Source organism: Streptomyces kebangsaanensis, assembly GCF_001906585.1.
Taxonomy (GTDB): domain Bacteria; phylum Actinomycetota; class Actinomycetes; order Streptomycetales; family Streptomycetaceae; genus Streptomyces; species Streptomyces kebangsaanensis.
Genome location: NZ_JUJA01000169.1, coordinates 74,299 through 94,034 on the forward strand (window position 1 = coordinate 74,299; position 19,736 = coordinate 94,034).

Consider the following 19,736-nt stretch of genomic DNA (forward strand, 5'->3'; position numbering starts at 1 on the left):
GGTGGCCGTAGCCGAGCCAGTGTCCGACCTCATGGTTGATGATCAGTGCCCGGTACTCCTCGGGCGGTCCGTCGAATTCGGGCGAACCGAGCTGCCAGCGCTTGAGGTTGACCGCGACCGTCCGGCCGACCCGGCAGTTGAGCTCGCCATGGGTGTCGAGGCCGCCGGCCGCGCAGATGCCGTCGGAGGTGTTCGGCGTGGCGATGCGGATCACCAGTGTGGCGCTCTCGTCGGCGACCTGCCGGAACACGACGTCGCCTCCGTGTGACCAGCCCTGTTCATGGTCCAGGATCGCGGCGATCTGCTCGGCGGCTTCGTCGGGGTCGACACCGATGCCGTCCTCGACCTCCACCCGGTACGGCCTGCCCGCGCTGGTGTCCTCCACTCCGGCGGTGGCGACGGTGAAGGTACCCGGACCGGACTCCGGCACGGGCATTGAAGTCGGAGTCGGAGTCGGCGTCGGACTCGTGGGGCTTGGTACGAGGGCTTCCTGGGCCGCGACGGTCGGTGTGGCGACCGGGCTGAAGCGGTCGGGCAGGCCAGGTACGTCGGGGATTCCGTAGACGAAACCCGTGTAGGCCGAAGCCGCGCCCAGGGCCAGAAGCGTGGTGGTGGCGGTTGTCCGGCGGCGTCGCCGGGCAATCCGGCGGGCGCGCGCCCTGGAGCGGACCTGTCCTATGTCGGGCATGAGTTCTCGTCCGGTTTCGTCAAAGGTTGTCGGCGCGCGGCGCCCCGGCGGCCCGCTCCGCCGAGCGGGCCGCCGGACCGCACGCCAGTTGCTCGGTCTGCTCGGAACCAAGGGGCGAGCGCCGTGCCGACACCGTGGCCGGTGATGCCGTGCGTGGCGGGTCCGTACGAAGTGCCCCCTCAGGATCTGAAACTTCCGTTCCATGCCGCGAGGGCCGGCCGTCGGTGATCGGACCCTTGCCTGGTGCGGCGTGCGGTGGGCGGGTTCCAGACCGGCAGCCCGCCCCGAACGCCGGCACCCGCATCGCGGCACCGAGGATCGCCGGGCTGACGAGCACGACCCTGCGTGTGAGGGCCGGCGCTGACGGTGATGGGTTGTGGTCCATGCCTCCACTGAATTCCATGCCTCCACTGAATAAGGAAGGCTGTTGCGGTGACGTATGCGGTTTTCGATACGCCCGCGATACACGGAACCCCCGGCATCAAGGAACCGGCACAAGCCGGCAGTGACATCCAGGACCGTGTGACGGTCCTCGACGACGGAATGCCCGCCGTGGCCGACCTCGACCTGCTCAATGCCCTGCGCCGAGCGCGCCCCCGTCGTCCGCTGCGCACACCGACTTCGCCGCCCTCCAGGCCGCCGGGGGCGTTCCGGGGCAGGCGCCCGCCAAGGAGCCGTCCGGCTTCTCCGGACCAGTCCGGAGACCATGATCATTCTCGGCGTTACACCCTGTACCGCAACTTCTCACACTTGGTGACCGCTGACCGATCGGTGCCGGGCCTTCCGTGCAGTGATCACCGGCTTGATCAGTGACCACTGCTCATCCGACAAGTCATTCGGGGGGTACGGCGTGCGTTCACCGGTTGAGAGCTTTTCGGACTGTTGAAAGCGGAGATCGGTACCACGATCTGGGCATCCCGCGAGGCGGCTCGCGCCGACGTCTTTCGCTTTATCGAGGTCGAGTGCAACCGCACCCGCCCGCGGAAGCATCCTGTCTACGGATACGTCACCCCGATCGAAACCAGGGCCCCGACAGCACAGGGCCTCGCCCCCGCAGCGTAACCATCCGCTGTCCACGATCACGGGGGAACTTCACCCACTGCCTTCCCGATCCCGCAGCCTGAAGCGATGTGGTCGGGGTGCTGACATCTCCCCTTTGGGCCTCCTCAGCCGCCTCACCGGGAAGACGGGAAGAAGCGGGGACGGACGTCTGGCCGGAACCACCACCAGATTCGTGCGGTCCGGTCCTTGTCCGGCCGGCCAGGAGCGTCTCGTAAGAGTCGATCACTCACCGCCGTCGATTGCCCGCCTGATCCCGATGTGTAGGGTGGGCACCAGGCAGGGAAGCGGGCGCTCAGGGGCAGGTATGGACGTGATCGTGGTCGGCCTGGGGGCGATGGGCAGTGCCGCGGTCCATCAACTCGCGCGGCGCGGGGTCGACGTGCTGGGAATCGACCGCCACAGCCCGCCGCACACCTTCGGTTCCAGCCACGGCGAGACACGGATCACCCGCCGGCTGACTCTGGAGGGCGCTGAGTACGCGCCGCTGGCGGTGCGCTCCCACGAGTGGTGGCGACGCATCGAGGCGGAGACCGGTGCATCGGTGCTCACCGCGTGCGGCGTACTGAACCTGGCCGATCATGCCGCCGACGCGGGGGCGTTCGCCGTCCACGAGCGGGCCGCGGCCGCTTACGACATCGACTACGAACTGCTGGACGCCGCCGCGCTGCGGGACCGTTTCCCGCAGTTCCGCGTGGAGGACACCCGCGTGGGCCTGCTGGAGCCCGGCGGCGGCTTCGTCCGCCCCGAGGCCGCGATCAGCGCCCAACTGGAGCTGGCAGAGCGGTACGGCGCGCAACTGCACCGCGGGGAGCGGGTCCTCGCGGTCGAGGCCGCGGCGTCGGCCGTCACCGTCCGCACCGACGCGGCCACGTACACGGCCGACCAGGTCGTGCTGTGCGCGGGAAGCTGGCTGGCGGGCCTGCTCGACGATCCCGGCCTCGCGCGGCTCTTCGGTGTCTACCGCCAGGTCCTGCACTGGTTCGGGATCGAGGGATCCAGGCAGGACTTCACCCCCGGGCGTTTCCCCACCTTCATCTGGGACGGGGTGAGCCGGGCGGATGAGTACTTCTACGGCTTCCCCTCCGTTGACGGCGCGACGGTCAAGGTGGCCACCGGACAGCTCGACCACCGCACCCCCGACCCGGACACGCTCGATCGCACCGTCGCCCCGGACGAGGCGGCCGGCTTCCACCAAGCCATGATCAGCGGCCGGCTGCCGGGGGTGTCCGCTCGCGCCACGCGCTCACAGGTGTGCATGTACACCGTCACACCGGACGAAGCGTTCGTCATCGACCGCCTGCCGGGCCGTGAGCGCGTACTGGTCGCCTCCCCCTGCTCCGGCCACGGCTTCAAGCACTCCGCGGCGATCGGCGAGGCGCTCGCCGAACTGGTCACGGACGGCGCCACCACCCTCGACCTCACACCTTTCGCGTTCGGCCGCTTCACCCGGTAGGTCGGCAAGGCGGCGGGAGAACGGCCTACAGCATTTCCTCGCCCAGCAGGCAGGCACCGAAGCGCGCCGCGTGTTCTTCCCGCTCCGTGTAGGCGATGGCGGCCGGCACGGCCTCCCAGATGGCGAACGCGAGCGCGGAGACCACCTCGCCGCGCTCATCGCTTTCTCCCACGGCGCGCCGGCAGCAGCGCACCGCTCGGCGAGCTGCTGGTTGGACAGTGTTGCGGTCTCCTGGTCGATACGAGACCGGACGGCGGCGACGCCCTCGCACCAGGAACGGTGGCCGGTGGCCAGAAGGTCCTGCGGTCTGTCCCGGTTGCTCCGGCCCTGGGCACGGGCGGCGAAGTCGAGAAGCAGGGCAGCAGGTTTGGCGGTCGGGGCCCTTGTCGCTACGCAGGCCCATGACCTGCAGGCTCCGCACAGGGCGGCCGAGTTCGCGCTGTAACCGGCTGACGACCGGGGTCCAGGAGCTGGCCGTGGAAACGCAGAGGCTGACTGCCGGTAGGGGCCGCTGGCGTGGGGTGTGCGCATTCCCGGAGGTACCCATGCTGATGTTCACGCTCGGCACCAACTGCCTGATCGCGATGGAGGAGCAGTGTTCGGCTGCGGCGGATGTGCAGGTGCTGGTGGCGCGTCACCGTGCCGATGGTCGTGCGCGCCGAGCTGGGCCGGCCAGGCCGCGTCCGAGACGTCGGTCTTGCGGCCGGGCAGGTTCTTGACCTGCCGTGCGTTGACCAGGATCACGTTCAGGTCCTCGGCCGGTAGGTGATCCCGCAGTGCGAGCACCGCGTTCGTGGTCGATCCCCAGGCGGTGGTCTCGGTGGCGAACGACCCGCGCCGTTTGGTATCCGGGGTGCGGACGCACGCCTTGGTGTCCTTCTTGCTGATGCCCACACCGGCGCAGCGTTCGGGCAGCACGTCCACGTCCCGATCCCTCCCTCAACGGACGAGTAGTACGCCATTCCAGGAGGGCCGGGGTGAACCAGGAATTCTGACGCACGTGCTCACAGCGACACCCCACGGTTCCCGTGGACGGCCCCAAGCACCGCGCTGACCTGTCCTCGACACCGGCTTCGGCGCAGTAGACGCAAGCAGGCACGCACCCCCCTGTGTTGCCGGTCCCGGCCGACACAGGGGTGCCCGTGCCCGCGGCGCCGCGCGCCGTCCCGCGGTCAGGACGCCTTGCGCTGCCGTCTGATGGGCTCTCCCGCCCGGTGCAGGTGGGAGAGTGCCTCGCGGTAGGACTGGATCAGCCCGGTCTCGTGGTACGGCACGTCGATCTCCGCGCAGTACGCGCGCACGACAACTTGGGCCCGCCGTAGATGAGGAGTGGGCATGCTCGGGAACAGATGGTGCTCGATCTGGTAGTTGAGCCCGCCGAGCATCAGGTCGGTGACCCGGCCGCCCCGCACGTTGCGGGAGGTGAGTACCTGGCGGCGCAGGAAGTCGGGGCAGTCGTCGCCGGTGAAGGTGGGCATGCCCTTGTGGTTCGGGGCGAAGATGCTGCCGAGATAGACACCGAAAAGGCACTGGTGCACGGCGAGGAACGCCACGGCCTTGCCGGGGGAGAGCACCAGGAACAGCGCGGACAGGTAGGCCGCCGTGTGCAGGAAGAGCAGGGCGCCCTCCAGCAGGCGGCTCTTCATGGACGGCGAGCGCAGCGCCCGCACGCTCGCCACGTGCAGGTTGAAGCCCTCCAGCGTCAGCAGCGGGAAGAACAAGAACGCCTGGTGGCCGCCGATGAAGCGGGCCAGACCGCTGCTGTTGCGGGCCTGCTCGGTGGACCACACCAGGATGTCCGGGGCGACATCGGGGTCGAGTTCCTCGTGATTGGGGTTGGCGTGGTGGCGGGTGTGCTTGTTCATCCACCAGCCGTAGCTCATACCGATGCCGAGGTTGCCGAAGAGGCGGCCCCAGATCTCGCTCGGGCGGCGCCGCCTGAACACCTGCCGGTGCGCCAGGTCGTGGGCCACCAGCGCGACCTGGCCGAAGGCCAAGGCCATGAAGGCGGCGACCGCCAGCTGCCACCAGGTGTCGCCCAGCGCGACGAAGGCCGCCCAGCCCGCTGCCAGCAGCCCGGTCACCAGACCGAGCCGCACCGTGTAGTAGCCGGGGCGCCGCCGCAGTAGACCCGCCTCGGTGATGCGCCGGGACAGCCGGGCGAAGTCACTGCCGGCGTCGGGGCGGGATCTGCGGGGACGCACGGCGACCGGGGTGGTCGTGACCGTGGCGTCGGAGGAAAACGTCATGCAGGCGAGTCTGGCTACGGCCGTCCCACCGCCACCAGCCTGTCAGCCGTAGGCCTCCTGGGGGCCGAACCCCCTATCGCCCCATCGGGTTGTCCCCACCCCCTATACCCCTGAACTGGGCCTTCCCCGGGCGGTGAGGTCCGTGACAGGAGCGCCGGAACGAGCCGCCTCCGCCAAAAGTTATGGGGCGCACAACCTCGGTGGCCGGTCGCTGTCGCTACCAGTTGCCCTCGCCGGGTACAGGCGCCCCGCTTCGTGAGTGACGATCGGCAGCTACTGCTGTGCGGTGCCTGCTGCGGCGACTGGACCATTCCGTTCATCCACCTCGGAACGGACGACGATCCCGCCCACCAAGTCCATGCCCACCTCGCGCGAGCGGGTGACGCAGCCCCATGTCCTGATTTCCGCCGGCAGGAGTGCCCGCCGATCCTGCTGCGCGCCGGGCATGTGGCGGATGTTCACTCCTCCACCTCCCATTCTTGCTGCCCACTGATGGTTTCGGAATGACTCGTGGTGCCTTGGGGCGCAGACGGGCTTGAGTAGTTCCGTATGGAGGCTGGCCCGACATCCGTAACAGATGTGGGATGCGCCATCTATGACGGTCGCGTCACCGCCGGGTGCGGGCGCTGTTCGCCCTGGGCCTTGCGTGTCAGAGGCACTCGCTGTCGTCCACGCCATGACCTCAAGTGATCATTTGCTGAGCCTGGTCCAGTAGGACTCCGTTAGGTCTGTCTCGGTCTTGCTGTCGTGCGTGTCCTGCTGGGCAGGGGCTGTTGGCAGGTGGTGCAGATGCCGGTCCAGCGCCTCAGGACGTCCTGGAGGGCGTCGGGGGTCTGGTGGAGAGTGAGCCCGGTGCGGGTGCCTTTGGGGCCAGCCGTTGTTCGGTGAGGAAGGCGTGGGCGGCGGTCACGAGGGTGACGTGGTGGTGCCAGCCGTTCCAGGTGCGGCCCTCGAAGTGGGCCAGGCCCAGGGCCTGCTTCATCTCGCGGTAGTCGTGTTCGCTGCGCCAGCGCAGCCTGGCCAATCGCACCAGCGTGGCCAGAGGCAGGCCGGAGGGCAGGCTGGACAGCCAGAACTGCACCGGCTCGCTCTCGCCGGCCGGCCGCGACGACCAGGTCCTCCACGGTCTGCGCAGGCTCGGGATACCGCACTTTCGGCGGCCGGCCGGCGTCCGCGTAGGCGGGCTTCACGGGCCGGGCCTCGGCCGGATGGGCGGTATGGCGGCCGGAGATCCCCACCGCGCAGGGCAGGCCACGTTCCTCCATCCCGTGGCAGAGGCGGACGACATCGGCGAATGCGTTCCCGGCTCCTCCTGCTCCCGAGATCGTCAAGGTTCTGCTGACCGAGGGTGGCGAACGCGTGTGCGTGCCGGAGACGGTGGGGTCCTGGTTGTGCCCGGAGACGGTGCCTGATTCCGGCGGCCCGCCCGCTGGGGCGGAGTGCCGGTGCCGGAGGGCTCTGACATCATGCGGCCGTGATCACTGCGGACGACAACCTGTTGGCCGGCCTGGACGAAGTGGACTGGGCGAACCTGAACCACGCCTACGGGACGGCCGACGATGTCCCCGGCCAACTGCGCGCCCTGTGCGGAGACGACGAGCAGGCGCAACAGGAGGCCTTCGGCAGCCTGTTCAATCATCTCGCGCACCAGGGCACCCGTTGTCAGGCATCTCCGCATGCGGTGCCGTTCCTTGCCCGGATCGCTCTCGGTGGCCCGAGGTCGGCGCGTGAGCTCGCGTTGCGGCTCCTGACCGGCCTCGCGGTCAACTGGGACGAGGAGTGCGAGATCATCGACGGGGCCGACATCGCCGCTTGGCGCGCGGAGGCCGCCGAGAACTCCTCCGACAAGCTCCTCGTCCTGTACGAGGAGGCTCTGGCCACCGAGCAGGACGAGCAGCGACGCCGGGACTTGCAAGGCACGCGGGATTGGCTGGCGGCCGGCAATCCGATCGACCTCCGTGACTCTTCGGTGCGTTCGTACGACGCCGTCCTTGCCGAGCTTCCCGCCCTGCTCACCCTCCTCGACGATGAGAACCCTCAAATCCGAACCCGGACCGCCTACCTGCTGGCCTGGTTTCCCGACCTGGCGGACACCTCCCTGCCACTCCTGCTCGACCTTGCTGCACACGAGCACGATGCCGTCGCCAAGGCCACCTCACTTGTAGCTGCCGGCATCGTCGGCACGACCGCTCTCGCGGGGACCCTCGCCGCGGACCTGGACGCCGGGGACAGCCTCGTGCGCTGGGCGGCAGCCACCGCCATCGCCCAGACCGCCCGAAGCGCCGACGCGGAACTCGACGCCCCGCTCCTCGGCCGGGCCGTTGCCGAACTCGCGGCCGCGGCCGCGGCCCCTGCGCCTGTACCCGCGACCGACTACAACCAGGGCGACTTCCACGGCCACACCGCCGACACTCTGCTCGCCCTCCCGTCTTCCCCCACCTCGCGCGCCGCGGTCGCCGCCTGCCTGCCGTCCATCAACCCGTCAGGCAGGGCGTTCGTGGCGAAGGCGGTCCTGCCGGACCTGTTCCCCGGCCCCCTGCCCGACCCCCGCNTGTACGCGAGCCTCTCCCGCCCCCAGCAGCAGCTTTTGCGCGCCCTCGCCGACCTCGGCGAAGGATGGTGGAACACAGCGGGTGACATCGGCGAGAACCTGGCCACTTACGGCCTTCCGGCCACTCAGACAGGGCTGCGTACGTACATCGGGCTTCCCCTGGCAGGCTACGGATGCTCGCCACCGAGGATCTGACCGCGCGGACAAGGTGCTCGCCGGGCCCTTCAACGCGACCCGCAAGCGGGAGACCCTCCAGGGCCGCGGTGCCTGGGCCGACGGGCGCGAAGCCCGCCTCGACCTGTTCCGCCGGGAACCTGCGTCATGGTGTCGGCCCTTCAGCCCCGAGGTGGCCATGCCCTGTACCAGGCAGCGCTGGAAGACGAGGAAGAACAGCACGATCGGCAGCACGGAGATTACGGGCATCGCGAACATGGGGCCGTAGCGGAGGTGCTGGACTGGTCGACGAAGCTGCGCAGGGCCAGGGTGATGGTGAACCCCTCCGGGGCGGACAGGTAGATCGTCTGCGTGAAGAAGCCGTTCCACGTCCAGATGAACGTGAAGATCGCCGTGGTGATCAGTGACGGCCTGCTCAAGGGCAGCGCGACCGGCCAGTACGTGCGGGAGGCGCCGCAGCCGTCGATGCGGGCCGAATCCTCTGACGTGGGGGTGTTCCGACCTGGCAGTGCGCCGAGGAGGGCGTCAGCGGGTTCTCCCTGTCGATGTGGGGGTGTTCCGCAGTTCGGTGGTGGACTTCTCGGCCGTCTCTTCCTCTGGTAGGAGCGGTCCCTGTGCCGGGCCTTCCAGGAGGACGAGCGGTACTGCGGCGGGCACCGTACCCGCCGCTCCCCGTACGCCGCGGCACCGTCGTGCCCTCTCGCCGAGCCGATCACCGGCCCCGTACAGATCATCCGTCTCGGCATCCGCCGTCACGACCGCCTCGGCGGGGTGATCCACGGGTGCGCCGTGCTGCCGGTGTCCGAAGCGTCGGTGCGCCAGATGGCCGCGCCGGCCTGCGTGCGGGGCGTCCCGGTCCACCTCGCGGGGACGGGCCGGGTGACCGGCCGGACACGGCAGAGGTGGCGCATGCTCAGCCCGTCGGGCCGCAGGTCGGGCTGGGCGGCCGAGGTGTGGTCCTGCGTGCCGGGCGCGGTGGCGGAGGCCGGGAGCGGGGTGGGGCTGCTGCCGCGGTGGTGTGCGTGCTCGGGCGTCCGCGTGGCGTCGGGTTGAGCGTCGGTCGGTGTTCGGGGGATCGCCGGCTCGGGGCCGCCGAGGGGTGTCGGGTGGACGCCCCTCGGCGGCGCCGGCGGCGGAAGGGGGGTCAGAGCTGGCCGGACTCGGCGATGGTGATCTTCGCGGAGGTGCGGCCGTTGGAGGAGCCGAGGGACTCGATCTTCTTGACCAGGTCCATGCTGTCGGTGTCGGCGACCTCGCCGAACACCACGTGCTTGCCGTCCAGCCAGTCGGTCACGACGGTGGTGATGAAGAACTGCGAACCGTTGCTGTTGGGGCCCGCGTTGGCCATGGACAGCAGGCCCGGCCGGTCGTGCTTGAGGGTGAAGTTCTCGTCGGCGAACTTCTCGCCGTAGATGCTCTTGCCGCCGGTGCCGTTGCCCCGGGTGAAGTCGCCGCCCTGGAGCATGAAGTCGGGGATGACACGGTGGAACGAGGAGCCCGCGTAGCCGAAGCCCTTCTCGCCGGTCGCGAGGGCGCGGAAGTTCTCCGCCGTCCTGGGAACCACGTCGTCGAACAGGTTGAAGACGATCCGCCCGGCGGGCTCGTCGTTGATGGTGATGGCGAAGTAAACCTTGGTTGTCATACCCCCATCCTGACATCCCGCCGGGTACCGCTCGCCTACTGCCTACCGTGCCGTCGCCGGACCCGTCGGTGAGACCGCTGTGCGGACCTGCGCGGTGGCCCTGACCCGGTGTACGGGAGGAAGGTGTCAGTCACCGAACGGGCGCGGTCACGCCCGCCGGCCCGTCATCGGCCGCCGATGGCATCTGGGCCGCCGGCGGGACAGCCGGATAAACGGCACGTGTGCCGGGTAGGACGGACGCCGGGGTGCTCTCCGCTGCGGAGGGTGCCCGGCATCCGCCCCGGCCGGGCTCGCCCGGCGAGAGAGAGGGAACAGCCAGATGGCCAACGGCACGGTGAAGTGGTTCAACGCGGAGAAGGGGTACGGCTTCATCGCCCAGGACGGCGGGCCGGACGTCTTCGCCCACTACTCCAACATCTCCGGTACCGGTTACCGCGAGCTGGTCGAGGGAGAGAAGGTGACCTTCGACGTGACGCCGGGCCAGAAGGGGCCACAGGCGGAGAACATCGTCCGCGGCTGACCTGGACGCATCCTGCCCTGACTGGCGTGTATTGTTGGTGGTGTCGACGCGGGGTGGAGCAGCTCGGTAGCTCGCTGGGCTCATAACCCAGAGGTCGCAGGTTCAAATCCTGTCCCCGCTACCACAGGGAGGGGCCCGGTCTCCGGGCCCCTCCGCATGCGCCCACGGCTTCGGTCTGTCCGCCGGGGACCTTCGGTGCCGGCCCCCGCGCAGTGCGCAGGTTGACCGATCCTGGAGGGGCAGAAGCCGCAGCAGATCGTGCGCCGGGGAGCACCGGTTGGGTGCGGTACCGGTGCGCGATGACGCTGCCGGCCCCGGTCCGGGAGCACAACGCGCCCGCCCTGCGGTCCTTCACGATCATCACGGCCTGTGCCTCGTCCACGCACTCCAGCAGGTGGCACGTATCCGGAATCCCGTGTCTTCTCGGTGCGGGAGACGGCGTCGGCCGGCAAAGCCGTGACGGTCTGCGGCAGTTCCTCTCCTGTGCTGCTCCGGCGAGGAAGCTGCGCGACTCCTCCAAATCCGGCCTGCGTGAAGGGCCTTCAGCAGGGAGGCGGTGGACAGCGTCCAGACGTGGTCGGCGGACTGGGTGGCGAACGCGTCGAGCAGCAGTGCCTCGGAGGGGGCCAGGCCGTCGGGTGCCACGACGTCGAGGTTCGGCAGGCCCCTGACCGGGCTCCGCACCCCGACGGGCGCCGGACCCGGCCGGTAGTCGTCGGCGCGTCCCGTCGCGTACGCCCCGAGTGGATTCAACCGGATGGCGAGCAGCCCGTCATAGCGGCTGAGCCGCTGAAGCCTGTCGGCGCCCCACGTGTGGCGGAAGCCGTCCCGAGCCCCCTTCGGGGCGATGTGCCGGACGTCGATGAGGCCAAGGGCAGCCGCGTACTCGAACAGTACGCACAGGGTGTAGCGGCCCTGCAGCACCGGCCGCTCGTGGTGCCCGTCGTAACCGAGGCTGCCGTACTGCGCGTCCTCCAGGTACGGCTTCCACAGCGCCCGCTCGGAGCGGACGGGGTACGGGTCGTGCCCCGTGGTACGCATCGCCTCGAACAGCTCGTCCACCGTCACCCATTGCCTGGGACGACAGCACTCGGCGAGCGCCGCACCCACCGCCTTGCGGCGCGGACCGGTCGCACTGAGGACATTCGCCGTGCGCTGCCCCTTGACCTCCTCGACGCGGCTGAACTCGTCCAGCACCCCGTGACTCAACCGGCGCCGCCACAGGTGCCGGATCGTCTCGTCGGTGGGCCCGGCCGGCGCCTTGCGGCTCCTCGCGGTCAACTCCAGCCGTCCACCGGCCAATTCCGAGAGACCGCCGGCTTGAAGCAGCAGTGGCCAGGCGAAGGCCCTGACCGCCTCGCCCTCGTAGAGGTCACCGCCGATGAGGACCTCACCCAGCACGCGGATCGTGGCCGCGGAGGGTTGCTTCGTCCTGTCGCTGCACCGCAGCCTGCCCGCGGCGGCCGACTGGAGCACGGCCGCGAGCTCCGCCTCGCCCCGTGCTCCGACGCCCGCTCGGTCCACACCGCCGCCACAGCCCACTCCTCCCCGGAACCGCTCGCCTCGGCTCACGTCCAGGGCGTTTGAGCATGACGTCCGGTCGGCTCCGGCTGCCTTGTCCGCTTCCCATCCGAGTCCACCCGCGGCGGCGATAGGGTCCGCCGTGTGAGCGAGTACCAGTACTACGAGTTCCAGGCCCTCGACCATCCGCTCAGCTGTGAGGAACAGGACCAGCTGCGGGCCATCTCCACCCGGGCCCGGATCACCGCCACCAGCTTCACCAACACCTACAACTGGGGTGACCTGAGCGGCAATCCGCGCCACATGGTGGAGCGCTGCTTCGACGCCCATCTGTACGTCACCAACTGGGGCACCCACCGGCTGATGCTCCGCCTGCCCAAGCAGACCCTGGACCTGCCTACGGTGCGGCCCTACTGCCTCGAGCACCACGTCGACGCCTGGACCACCCGCACCCACCTCCTGCTCGAGATGACCAGCGAGGACGAGGGCGGCGACTGGATCGAGGGCGCCGACGACTCACTGGCCGCCCTCATCGGTGTACGCGACGAACTCGCCACCGGAGACCTGCGCCCCCTCTACCTCGCCTGGCTCTCCGCACTCGCCGCCCGGGAGCTCGAGGACGACGCCGAAGAGGAGTACCAGACCTGCCCGGAGCCGCCCGTCCCGGCCGGGCTCGGCGAACTGACCGCCCCGCAGCGCGCGCTCGCGGACTTCCTGCGCGTGGACGACGACCTGCTGGCCGTCGCGGCCCAGGCCAGTCCCGCCGCGCCCAGGAAACCGGCCAGGCCCACGAAGCAGGAACTCGCCCCGCTGATCGCCGCGATGTCCCAGAAGGAGAAGGACGCTCTGCTGCTGCGGCTCGCCCTCGGTCCGGAACCCGGGCTGCACACCGAACTCCTGCACCGCCTGCACGGCGCCGGCGCCCTCACCACGGTTTCCGGGCGCCGGTCCGCCGCCCACCTCCTGGACGCCGCGCACACCCTGCGCACCGAACGCCGCCGGCGTGCCGAACACGAACGGGCCACCGCCCGCGCTCAGCGCCTGACCGCCCTCGCGAGCGAGGCCGAATCCGCCTGGCAGCAGATCGAGGCGCACATCGCCACCAAGAGGACCAGCGCCTACGACCAGGCCGTCACCCTCCTCGCGGAACTGCGCGACGCCTACGCCCACACCGGACGGCACACCGACTTCCGCCGACGCCTGACCCGCCTGCGCGAGGGCAACCAACGCCGCCCCGGCCTCATCCACCGCCTCGACCGCCACAACCTCCGATAGGTCCCGTACCGCTTCGAAATGTCTTCACCAGTCGTGAGGGGGGTGGGACTGTATCCGAACAGGGAGGAGGTGTCCTATGCCAGCCGTTCCGCCGGGCGGCTCAGCGCCTCGCCGTGAGGGACTGCCGGGTGACCGGGAAGTCGAAGTAGGTGTCCGGGTAGGGCTCGGGCTTGTAGGTGTAGTGCCACCACTCCTCGGCGAGGTTTACGAACCCGAGGTTCTCCAGCGTGTTCTTCAGGAGCATTCGGTTGGCGCGCTGTTGCCCCTGGATCCTGGGGTCGAACGTGTGGGCGAGGGTGTCGAAGCAGTCGAAGCCGGTGCCCATGTCGAGGGAGTCGTCCGGGGAGCGTTCGGCCTCGGGCGCGTAGCAGGGAACCAGGGGCGTGCCGGGGACGTAGGGGCGGATCGGGCCGACCGGGAGCTCGACGATGGTCAGGTCCATCGTCGAGCCGCGGCTGTGGCCGGATTTCGCCGCGATGTAGCCGTCCTCGAACAGCCGGGTCTTGTCGACGTTCGGGTAGAACTCGCCCTTCATGGCCTGGTCGTCGAGGTCCTGTGCCCAGCGGACGAAGTGGTCGACGGCGCGCTGGGGCCGGTAGCAGTCGTAGACCTTGAGGCTGTAGCCCTTGCGCAGCAACTGTTTCTGGGCCGTATGAAGGGCCTGGGCGGCGGGGCGGGTGAGGATGCAGAGCGGCTGCCGGTAGCCGTCTATGCGTCGGCCGACGAAGTTGTGGGGGGTGAAGTAGCGGATCTCCTGGATGATCGTCGGATCCACGGCGCTCAGGGCGACGAAGTCTTTGGGCGCCTTGGGCTCGGGGGCCGCCCGAGCGGTGGCTGAGGCGGCGGTCGCGGTGAGCAGGACGGCAGCGGCGGCGATCAGGCCACGTACGGCACGACGTAGACGTGTCATGTTCCCCTCGTCTACCAGGAGCGGGGACCATGAGGGAAGCGGTTGCACGTGAGGTTCCTCCGGAAGCCTGTTCGGAGGGCGCGCCGTCCCGCCGCCCGGCGGGTGCGTTGCGGAGGTCGCGGTCCGGCCCTGCGGGTCCTGGCCGGCTGTGTGGTGGTGAACGAGGGCGTCGTGCAGTCGTGCTGAGCCCCTGGGTGCGTTGGTCGTCCCGGCTGGTTCATCGAGCGTGGTGGATGGGGTGGCGCCGGCAGCGCGGCCCGCTGCCGGCGCCACCCGGCTCTGTGCGCTTCGAGGGTTACGGCAGTCGCACGAACGGCGACAGGAAGGCGCGCGCTCCCGGAGCGTCCAGCCGGTAGGTGACGTTGGTGGCGTAGCACGGGCTGTCGCCGGTGATGGTCGTCGCCGCGAGGATGCGCTTACCGCCGATGACGGCGAAGTTGGGACCGCCCGAATCGCCGTAACAGGAACCGCCGTTGCCCTGCGGCGCGGTCATGGCAAGGCGCACCCAGGCGTCGTTGAGGGCGTTGAAGCCCACCGGTGCCTTCATCCGGACGCCGCCGCCTGGGTGGGTGTGCCCGCCCGGTCCGTTCACGGCCTCCTGGGTGCCGTATCCGGCGACGACCCAGTCGGTGGAGTTGAGCTTCTGTGGTCCGAGCGCCCCGAGCTGGTCGGCGGTCGGCAACGCGGCCGGTGTGAAGGACCAGCGTGACCTCATCTTCGCGGCGGGGAGTTCGACGACCGAGATGTCGTGCGTGTCGGCGGCGGGGCCCGGGTAGCCGGGGTGGCTGTGGGCCGTGCCCTGGACGGCGACGGCTCTCGCCTGGGCGGCGGGGTCACCGGGGTACTTTTTCGCGGCGGCGTCCAGTCCGGCCTGGACGTCCTGGTCGAGAGAGACGTAGAACCGCACGTTGTCCGGCCAGTCCGTGGTGCAGTGAGCGGCCGTCAGGAATGTGTCCGCGTCGATCATCGTGCCGGAGCAGACCCAGTCGACGCGGTCCGGAGTAGCCGGATCGCCGTCGTTGTCCCAAGTGGCCACGAGGGCGCCGACCTCGGTGCGTTCGGGGGCGGGGGCCGCGTTGTAGGAGCTGATCGCGGGCGAGGGCGACGCAATGGCGAGCACGGTGGCGCAGGCGGCCGCGGCGACGGCGGTGGCGCGTATGGCGGTCAAGAAGAACCCCTTCGCTGGGTATGGATCGGGTGTTCCTCCTGTGGGGGGTGGGTGCATTGAAGCGCCTGTGATCGTCTGCGGCAAGACCACGAGCCAGCGCGCCGGCGTCCACCGCTGGTCCTTCGTCCAGCCGTGCGCGGTCGGCCCCTTGACCGGCTCCGCCTCCAGCCAGGCCCGCCAGGCCGGCCGCATCCACGACGGCCTGACGGACGGACCCTTCGGGCAAAGCGCCTTCCTGCCGCCGTCCTGCCGGCGGGCGTGCCATGCGTCGGCGAGAGCTGCGGCCCAGCCGCGCGGCCGGTGTTTCAGCCCGGACGAGACGAATGGCCCGGTCGGTCACCGCGCGGTCCGCGGCAGCCGGCACGGGTCGATCAGCCAGCCAGCCAGCACAGTCCCTTGTTATGCTCCGGCCGCGTCGGCCGGCCCGACCGACTCCACGGCGTCCGTCACCAGTTCCGCGTGGGTACGCGGGCTGCGCTCGCCGAGTCGGCGGCGAACGGCGCCTCCGGTCACCTGAAGAATTCCCTGACCGGGCGCGAACACATGCGTCCATGCTGATCAGGACGGTCGACCGGTCTGGACGGTGTGGGGCCGGAGCCGCCGCCCTCGCACGGCGTCGAATCGGCGGCGGTGGTGACAAGGAGGTCTGGCTGATGATGTCCCGAAGACGCTCGCGGCATACTCCGCTGCTGACCGTGACGTTGCTCGTGACGCTCGCCGCGGCCGGGTGCGGCGGCTCCGGCGAGGGGGCTCCCTCGGCCGCTGACCGGCCGCGGCCGGACGCCACGGACCGCACGGGCGACAGCGGCGGATCCCCGGTGAAGAAGCCGCTCTCCGACGTGGGTGAGGAGGCCTACTCCTACGACGCCTCCGATCACGGGACCTTCGCCGTGCTCTTCCGGAAGTCGGGCACCTGGGTCGCGATGACCGTGGTGGCGGACAGGGCGGACAACGCCGGGCGGCTGAACGAACTCGCCCGGACGGTGGCCGCCCGCATCTGACACCGGCAGTCGGGCCCGCGAGGGGCCGCACCCCACGAGCACGGCGCGCGGTCGGCGGGTGCACGTGCCGGGGGTACCGGGTGCCCGGTGCGGCGGCGGTCCGGTTCGGAGGAGGGGACCGGGCACGGGCAGAAGTGCTGTCGCGCCGCGCGGCCCGTTCCCGGGGCCCCACCTCGTCGGGCCGTGCCGGAACCCTGAACGTCCACGTGCGCGTGCGAGACGAGGCGGTGGCGGAGCACTCCACGAGGCCGCCTGCCTCCGCTGCCCGGCAACCGCAGCGACCACGAGGGGCGACGGAGCGACCGGTGGCCTGAAGGATTCCTGAACAGGGCGCTAACACGCCGGTCAATGATGGTCCGCAGGGGGTGCGGCGCCGCGCGCGTCGGCCATGGCGAACGGATCACGGCATGAGAATCATCCGGTTGCTGTCGGCTGTGTCACGGGGGGCGCGGCTCTCTGCCCGGGGTGGGCCGTGAGCGCGCCGCACCCGGGGAGGCGGGCCGCAGCGCTCGCGATGGCGCTCCTCCTGACCACCACGGCGGCATGCGGTGGCGCACCCGGGCGTGCCCACGAGGACTCCGGTCCGGCCGACACGTCCGAGGCCGCGCTCACTTACGGGGCCGGGTCGGTCCGTGATCCGTCGGTCACCTACCAGCCCGACGTCGTGATCGTCGAGGGCGGGCCGCGAGCGATCCGGGCGGCATCCGGTGACGGTCTGACCCGGACCATCGACGGAAACGCCCGCGGCGCCCGGGCCGTTCGGCCCGGAAAGGTCCTGTACGCCACCAGCCGCGCGGTGGGGCGGGTGCAGGAGGTGCGTCGGGTGCACGGAGACGTCGTGGCCACCCTGGGCCCGGTGGAGTTCACCGAGGTCTTCCGCGACGCCCACCTCACCCTCGACCAGGACATCGACGACGGCGCGTTCCACTACCGGGAGGTCCCTGACCTGCCCGGGGCGGTGACCGTGCCTGCGGATGCCCCGACGGGCGTTGCGACGGAAGCCGGGAAGGACGCCGCGAGGGACGTCCCGACGACGGCGCGGACGATCGGGCAGGCATCGGTGCGCGCCGCGCATTCGGGGTGCGTCGGCACCGTGGTCGCACGGGGACCGGTCCGGCTCGCCGCGACGGCCGGGGGCACACCGCCGTCGGCCGGGTCGAGCAGTGTCACGGCGGATCTCGGGGACTGGAAGGCCCAGCCGCACCGCAGCCCGGGGACGTTCGGCCTGAAGTTCAATCACAAGGCCGCAGCCGGGCTCAAGGTCTTCGTCGACTTCTCGCTGAAGACGGAGAAGCTGCACATCCGTTCCGATGTGCCCGTCTCCGGCGGCCGGGTCGCCGACGGGGCCACGTTCGCCGTCGAGGGGATCAAAAGCGCCGCGATCAGCATCGCCGCCGGTGCGGCCGACGGTGTCATCGACAACTCGAAGGTCCGGGCCGAGGTACCGGTCCGGATGACCCTGCCGATCGCGGGGACCCCGTTCGCCTTCGACATCAGCTGGAAGTTCAGCGTCGCCACCGCACTCGGCGGCAACAACACCACGGTGACCGCCGAAGGTGAGTGGGGACTCGACGGTGCCATCGGCATGGTCAACGGCACGATCGTCGCTCCGAAGCTCTCGGTGATCAAAAGCATCCTGAACTCGGTCACCGGAATCTCCGTCGGAATCAGCGGAACCGCCACCGCCATCGAGTTCAAGGTCCAGGTCGCAGTCGGTGTGCCCGCCGCCTTCGCCGGTCCCTACGCCAAGCCCGTCATGGACTTCGGGGTGGCCAACGGCTCGGCCCTCGGCGCCCCGCTGACCCGCTGTGTCGGAGCGACGCTGGACGGCAAGGTCGGCGGGGGCGTAGGGGTCTCCGTCTCCGTCGTTGCCGTGGCCGCCCTCAAGAAGCTCCTGCCCACGACGAAGTTCCAACTGCGACGGGAGAGCCTGACACCTTTCGTCCACAGACAGCAGACGCTGCCGGACGGACCGCTGTGCAAGTCCTGACACCGACACGAAGGCAGACAGTGAGGATCCCGATGAACCGCAACCGCAACCGCAGCCGCCCGCTGTCGCCACTGGTGCCCCTGGCTGTGCTCGCCGTGCTCGCGCTGTCCGGGTGCGACGGCCACGGGCGGTCCTCGGCCGACGGCCCCTCGTCGGCCGAGCCGGCCCCGGCAACCCGGACTCCGGAGGAGAGCACCGAGGTGCCGTCGCCGAACGGGGCGGCCGTCGACCCCTGCACCCTGGTGACCAAGCAGGAGGCCGAGAAGCTGGCCGGTACAGCGCTCAACCCCGCGACACCGGTACAGGAGACCTGCACCTACACCGGTCCCGTCACCGGGCCGACGGCCCAGGTGGAGATCTTCGTCGGGGACGGTGCGAAGAAGTACCTCGACATCGAACGCGGTCTCGGACACACGCTCAGGCCGCTGGCCGGTGTCGGCGACGAGGCCTATGCCGAGGACGAGGCGGTCTTCCTCCGCAGGTCCGACCGGTGGGTGTCGATCCGCCTGGTGCGCCTCAACGACCCTGCGGAGAACCGCACACCACTGGAAGAGCTGGCCCGAAAGGTGGCCACCCGGATCTGACCTCGCGCCGTACGAGAAGCTCGTACTCGAACACGTCCAGGCCCTGGCGGTGGACGGCGTCGCGGCGACCGGCACGCTCGCCGAGGGCTCGCGCGACCTGGGCCGCTGGTGGAAGAGCTTCCGCAAGAAGGCCGTCGTCGAGGCGCGGACCCAGGGACTGTCGCAGCCCCGATGGTGCAGGGCCCAGGCGGCGATGCTCACGACGACCGCGGTCGTTCCGGCCCTCGCCCTCGCCGTCGCGGCGACGGTGGACGACGGGAAGCGCAACGCCGGACCCGGCGCGGGCATCGTCTCCTGGACGCTGCTCCTGATGCTGACGGGCAGACTGAACGGCGAGCGCGCCACCCGGCGGGGCGCCGAGGTCGCGGGCCGCCGGCTGGGTATGCGTGAACACCTCGCCGCGAGTGGGCGGTTCGGCCGGCAGCCCGCCGCCTCGGTCACCCTGTGGGGCCGGCATCCGGCCTACGCGGCGGTGCTCGGCCTCGTCCCAGGCGCGGCGGCCGGTCTCCCGGTCGGCGGCGCCGCCGACGACCGGCACGCCTGGTCCGGCTACGGCGGCATGTGGCACGGGTCACCGTGCGCTGTCCCAAACGGCTGCTCTGGGCGCGCGAACCGCTGCCCATGGAACTTCGGCGAGGTCCGGCTTTCCGAGCCCCGCCGGGAACTTCGCCGGGACCCATGCCGGGAGTTCCGCGGGGAACCGCGCTGGGAACCCCGCCGGGAGCAAGTCCCGGACTTCCCGAAACCACCCGACCCGTCCGTCTTCGCCATGAGTATCCTGACGCGGTGACCACCAGCGCAGGAGGGGCTGCGGGCGCTGACCGGGTGCGCGACCCCGGTGCTGTCGTGCGGCTGGCGGAGTCGGCCCTGCGACAGGGGCAGTACAACGAGGCGCTGCGGCATGTCGCGACGCTCCCGGCGGACGCGTCGCTGCCTGCCGAACTGGCT

The 19,736-nt window shown here is 70.5% G+C and carries 16 protein-coding genes, 1 tRNA gene and 3 pseudogenes; 9 read left to right on the forward strand and 11 right to left on the reverse strand.

Annotated features, from left to right (window positions below; genetic code table 11):
* On the reverse strand, window positions 1–436 hold a 436-nt coding region (locus RH94_RS46505; protein WP_324614351.1), incomplete at its 3' end, for a DUF3152 domain-containing protein.
* Window positions 437–2,054: 1,618 nt separating this feature from the next.
* On the opposite strand from RH94_RS46505, the gene solA reads away from it, so the two are divergent.
* Window positions 2,055–3,203 carry an N-methyl-L-tryptophan oxidase gene (gene solA, locus RH94_RS37775; RefSeq protein WP_073952801.1) on the forward strand — a complete coding sequence of 383 codons (1,149 nt, stop codon included), beginning with the start codon at window positions 2,055–2,057 and terminating at the stop codon, window positions 3,201–3,203.
* A 25-nt stretch (window positions 3,204–3,228) separates the two neighbouring features.
* Here the strand turns inward: solA and RH94_RS41075 are convergent, their stop codons facing one another.
* The 5 genes and pseudogenes from RH94_RS41075 to RH94_RS47035 all read right to left on the reverse strand — a co-directional run.
* A complete protein-coding gene (locus RH94_RS41075; protein ID WP_158073135.1) occupies window positions 3,229–3,375 on the reverse strand; it encodes a hypothetical protein in 147 nt (48 codons plus the stop codon).
* Between the two features lie 383 nt (window positions 3,376–3,758).
* Window positions 3,759–4,127 (reverse strand): hypothetical protein, encoded by a 369-nt coding sequence (locus RH94_RS37785; protein ID WP_073952803.1) that lies wholly within the window; start codon window positions 4,125–4,127, stop codon window positions 3,759–3,761.
* A gap of 248 nt (window positions 4,128–4,375) precedes the next feature.
* The gene (locus RH94_RS37790; protein WP_073952804.1) at window positions 4,376–5,452 is read right to left on the reverse strand and encodes a fatty acid desaturase family protein; all 1,077 of its coding nucleotides are present in this window, start codon (window positions 5,450–5,452) and stop codon (window positions 4,376–4,378) included.
* Between the two features lie 273 nt (window positions 5,453–5,725).
* Window positions 5,726–5,914, reverse strand: a complete 189-nt coding sequence (locus RH94_RS40515) for a hypothetical protein (RefSeq protein WP_143204122.1) — start codon at window positions 5,912–5,914, stop codon at window positions 5,726–5,728.
* A 343-nt stretch (window positions 5,915–6,257) separates the two neighbouring features.
* Window positions 6,258–6,711 (reverse strand): annotated as a pseudogene (locus RH94_RS47035) (transposase); the annotation flags it as partial.
* Between the two features lie 215 nt (window positions 6,712–6,926).
* Between RH94_RS47035 and RH94_RS37805 the strand changes: the two are divergent.
* Window positions 6,927–8,003, forward strand: a pseudogene (locus tag RH94_RS37805) (hypothetical protein); the annotation flags it as partial.
* 330 nt (window positions 8,004–8,333) lie between these two features.
* Here RH94_RS37805 and RH94_RS37810 read toward each other — a convergent pair.
* Window positions 8,334–8,659: pseudogene (locus RH94_RS37810) on the reverse strand (carbohydrate ABC transporter permease); the annotation flags it as partial.
* Between the two features lie 662 nt (window positions 8,660–9,321).
* Window positions 9,322–9,819, reverse strand: coding sequence for a peptidylprolyl isomerase (locus tag RH94_RS37820; RefSeq protein ID WP_073952808.1), 498 nt, complete (start codon window positions 9,817–9,819; stop codon window positions 9,322–9,324).
* 319 nt (window positions 9,820–10,138) lie between these two features.
* Between RH94_RS37820 and RH94_RS37825 the strand changes: the two genes are divergently transcribed.
* Window positions 10,139–10,339, forward strand: coding sequence for a cold-shock protein (locus RH94_RS37825; RefSeq protein WP_073952809.1), 201 nt, complete (start codon window positions 10,139–10,141; stop codon window positions 10,337–10,339).
* 47 nt (window positions 10,340–10,386) lie between these two features.
* Window positions 10,387–10,463: transfer RNA gene (locus RH94_RS37830), tRNA-Met, on the forward strand.
* 236 nt (window positions 10,464–10,699) lie between these two features.
* On the opposite strand, the gene RH94_RS37835 is transcribed toward RH94_RS37830, so the two are convergent.
* Window positions 10,700–11,815, reverse strand: coding sequence for a hypothetical protein (locus RH94_RS37835; protein WP_158073136.1), 1,116 nt, complete (start codon window positions 11,813–11,815; stop codon window positions 10,700–10,702).
* A gap of 189 nt (window positions 11,816–12,004) precedes the next feature.
* Between RH94_RS37835 and RH94_RS37840 the strand changes: the two genes are divergently transcribed.
* Window positions 12,005–13,135, forward strand: coding sequence for a hypothetical protein (locus RH94_RS37840; protein WP_073952811.1), 1,131 nt, complete (start codon window positions 12,005–12,007; stop codon window positions 13,133–13,135).
* A 100-nt stretch (window positions 13,136–13,235) separates the two neighbouring features.
* On the opposite strand, the gene RH94_RS37845 is transcribed toward RH94_RS37840, so the two are convergent.
* Together RH94_RS37845 and RH94_RS37850 are read right to left on the reverse strand one after the other, a co-directional pair.
* Window positions 13,236–14,045 carry a M15 family metallopeptidase gene (locus RH94_RS37845; RefSeq protein ID WP_073952812.1) on the reverse strand — a complete coding sequence of 270 codons (810 nt, stop codon included), beginning with the start codon at window positions 14,043–14,045 and terminating at the stop codon, window positions 13,236–13,238.
* 295 nt (window positions 14,046–14,340) lie between these two features.
* Window positions 14,341–15,213, reverse strand: a complete 873-nt coding sequence (locus tag RH94_RS37850) for a trypsin-like serine protease (protein ID WP_199881154.1) — start codon at window positions 15,211–15,213, stop codon at window positions 14,341–14,343.
* A gap of 695 nt (window positions 15,214–15,908) precedes the next feature.
* Here RH94_RS37850 and RH94_RS37855 point away from each other — a divergent pair.
* From RH94_RS37855 to RH94_RS37870, 4 genes are all read left to right on the forward strand, one after another.
* On the forward strand, window positions 15,909–16,214 hold the full coding sequence (locus tag RH94_RS37855) for a hypothetical protein (RefSeq protein WP_143204124.1): 306 nt from the start codon (window positions 15,909–15,911) through the stop codon (window positions 16,212–16,214).
* A gap of 472 nt (window positions 16,215–16,686) precedes the next feature.
* On the forward strand, window positions 16,687–18,204 hold the full coding sequence (locus tag RH94_RS37860; RefSeq protein ID WP_143204125.1) for a hypothetical protein: 1,518 nt from the start codon (window positions 16,687–16,689) through the stop codon (window positions 18,202–18,204).
* A 32-nt stretch (window positions 18,205–18,236) separates the two neighbouring features.
* The gene (locus tag RH94_RS37865) at window positions 18,237–18,788 is read left to right on the forward strand and encodes a DUF3558 family protein (protein ID WP_073952815.1); all 552 of its coding nucleotides are present in this window, start codon (window positions 18,237–18,239) and stop codon (window positions 18,786–18,788) included.
* Window positions 18,789–18,837: 49 nt separating this feature from the next.
* Window positions 18,838–19,578 carry a hypothetical protein gene (locus RH94_RS37870; protein WP_073952816.1) on the forward strand — a complete coding sequence of 247 codons (741 nt, stop codon included), beginning with the start codon at window positions 18,838–18,840 and terminating at the stop codon, window positions 19,576–19,578.
* Window positions 19,579–19,736: the final 158 nt, after the last annotated feature.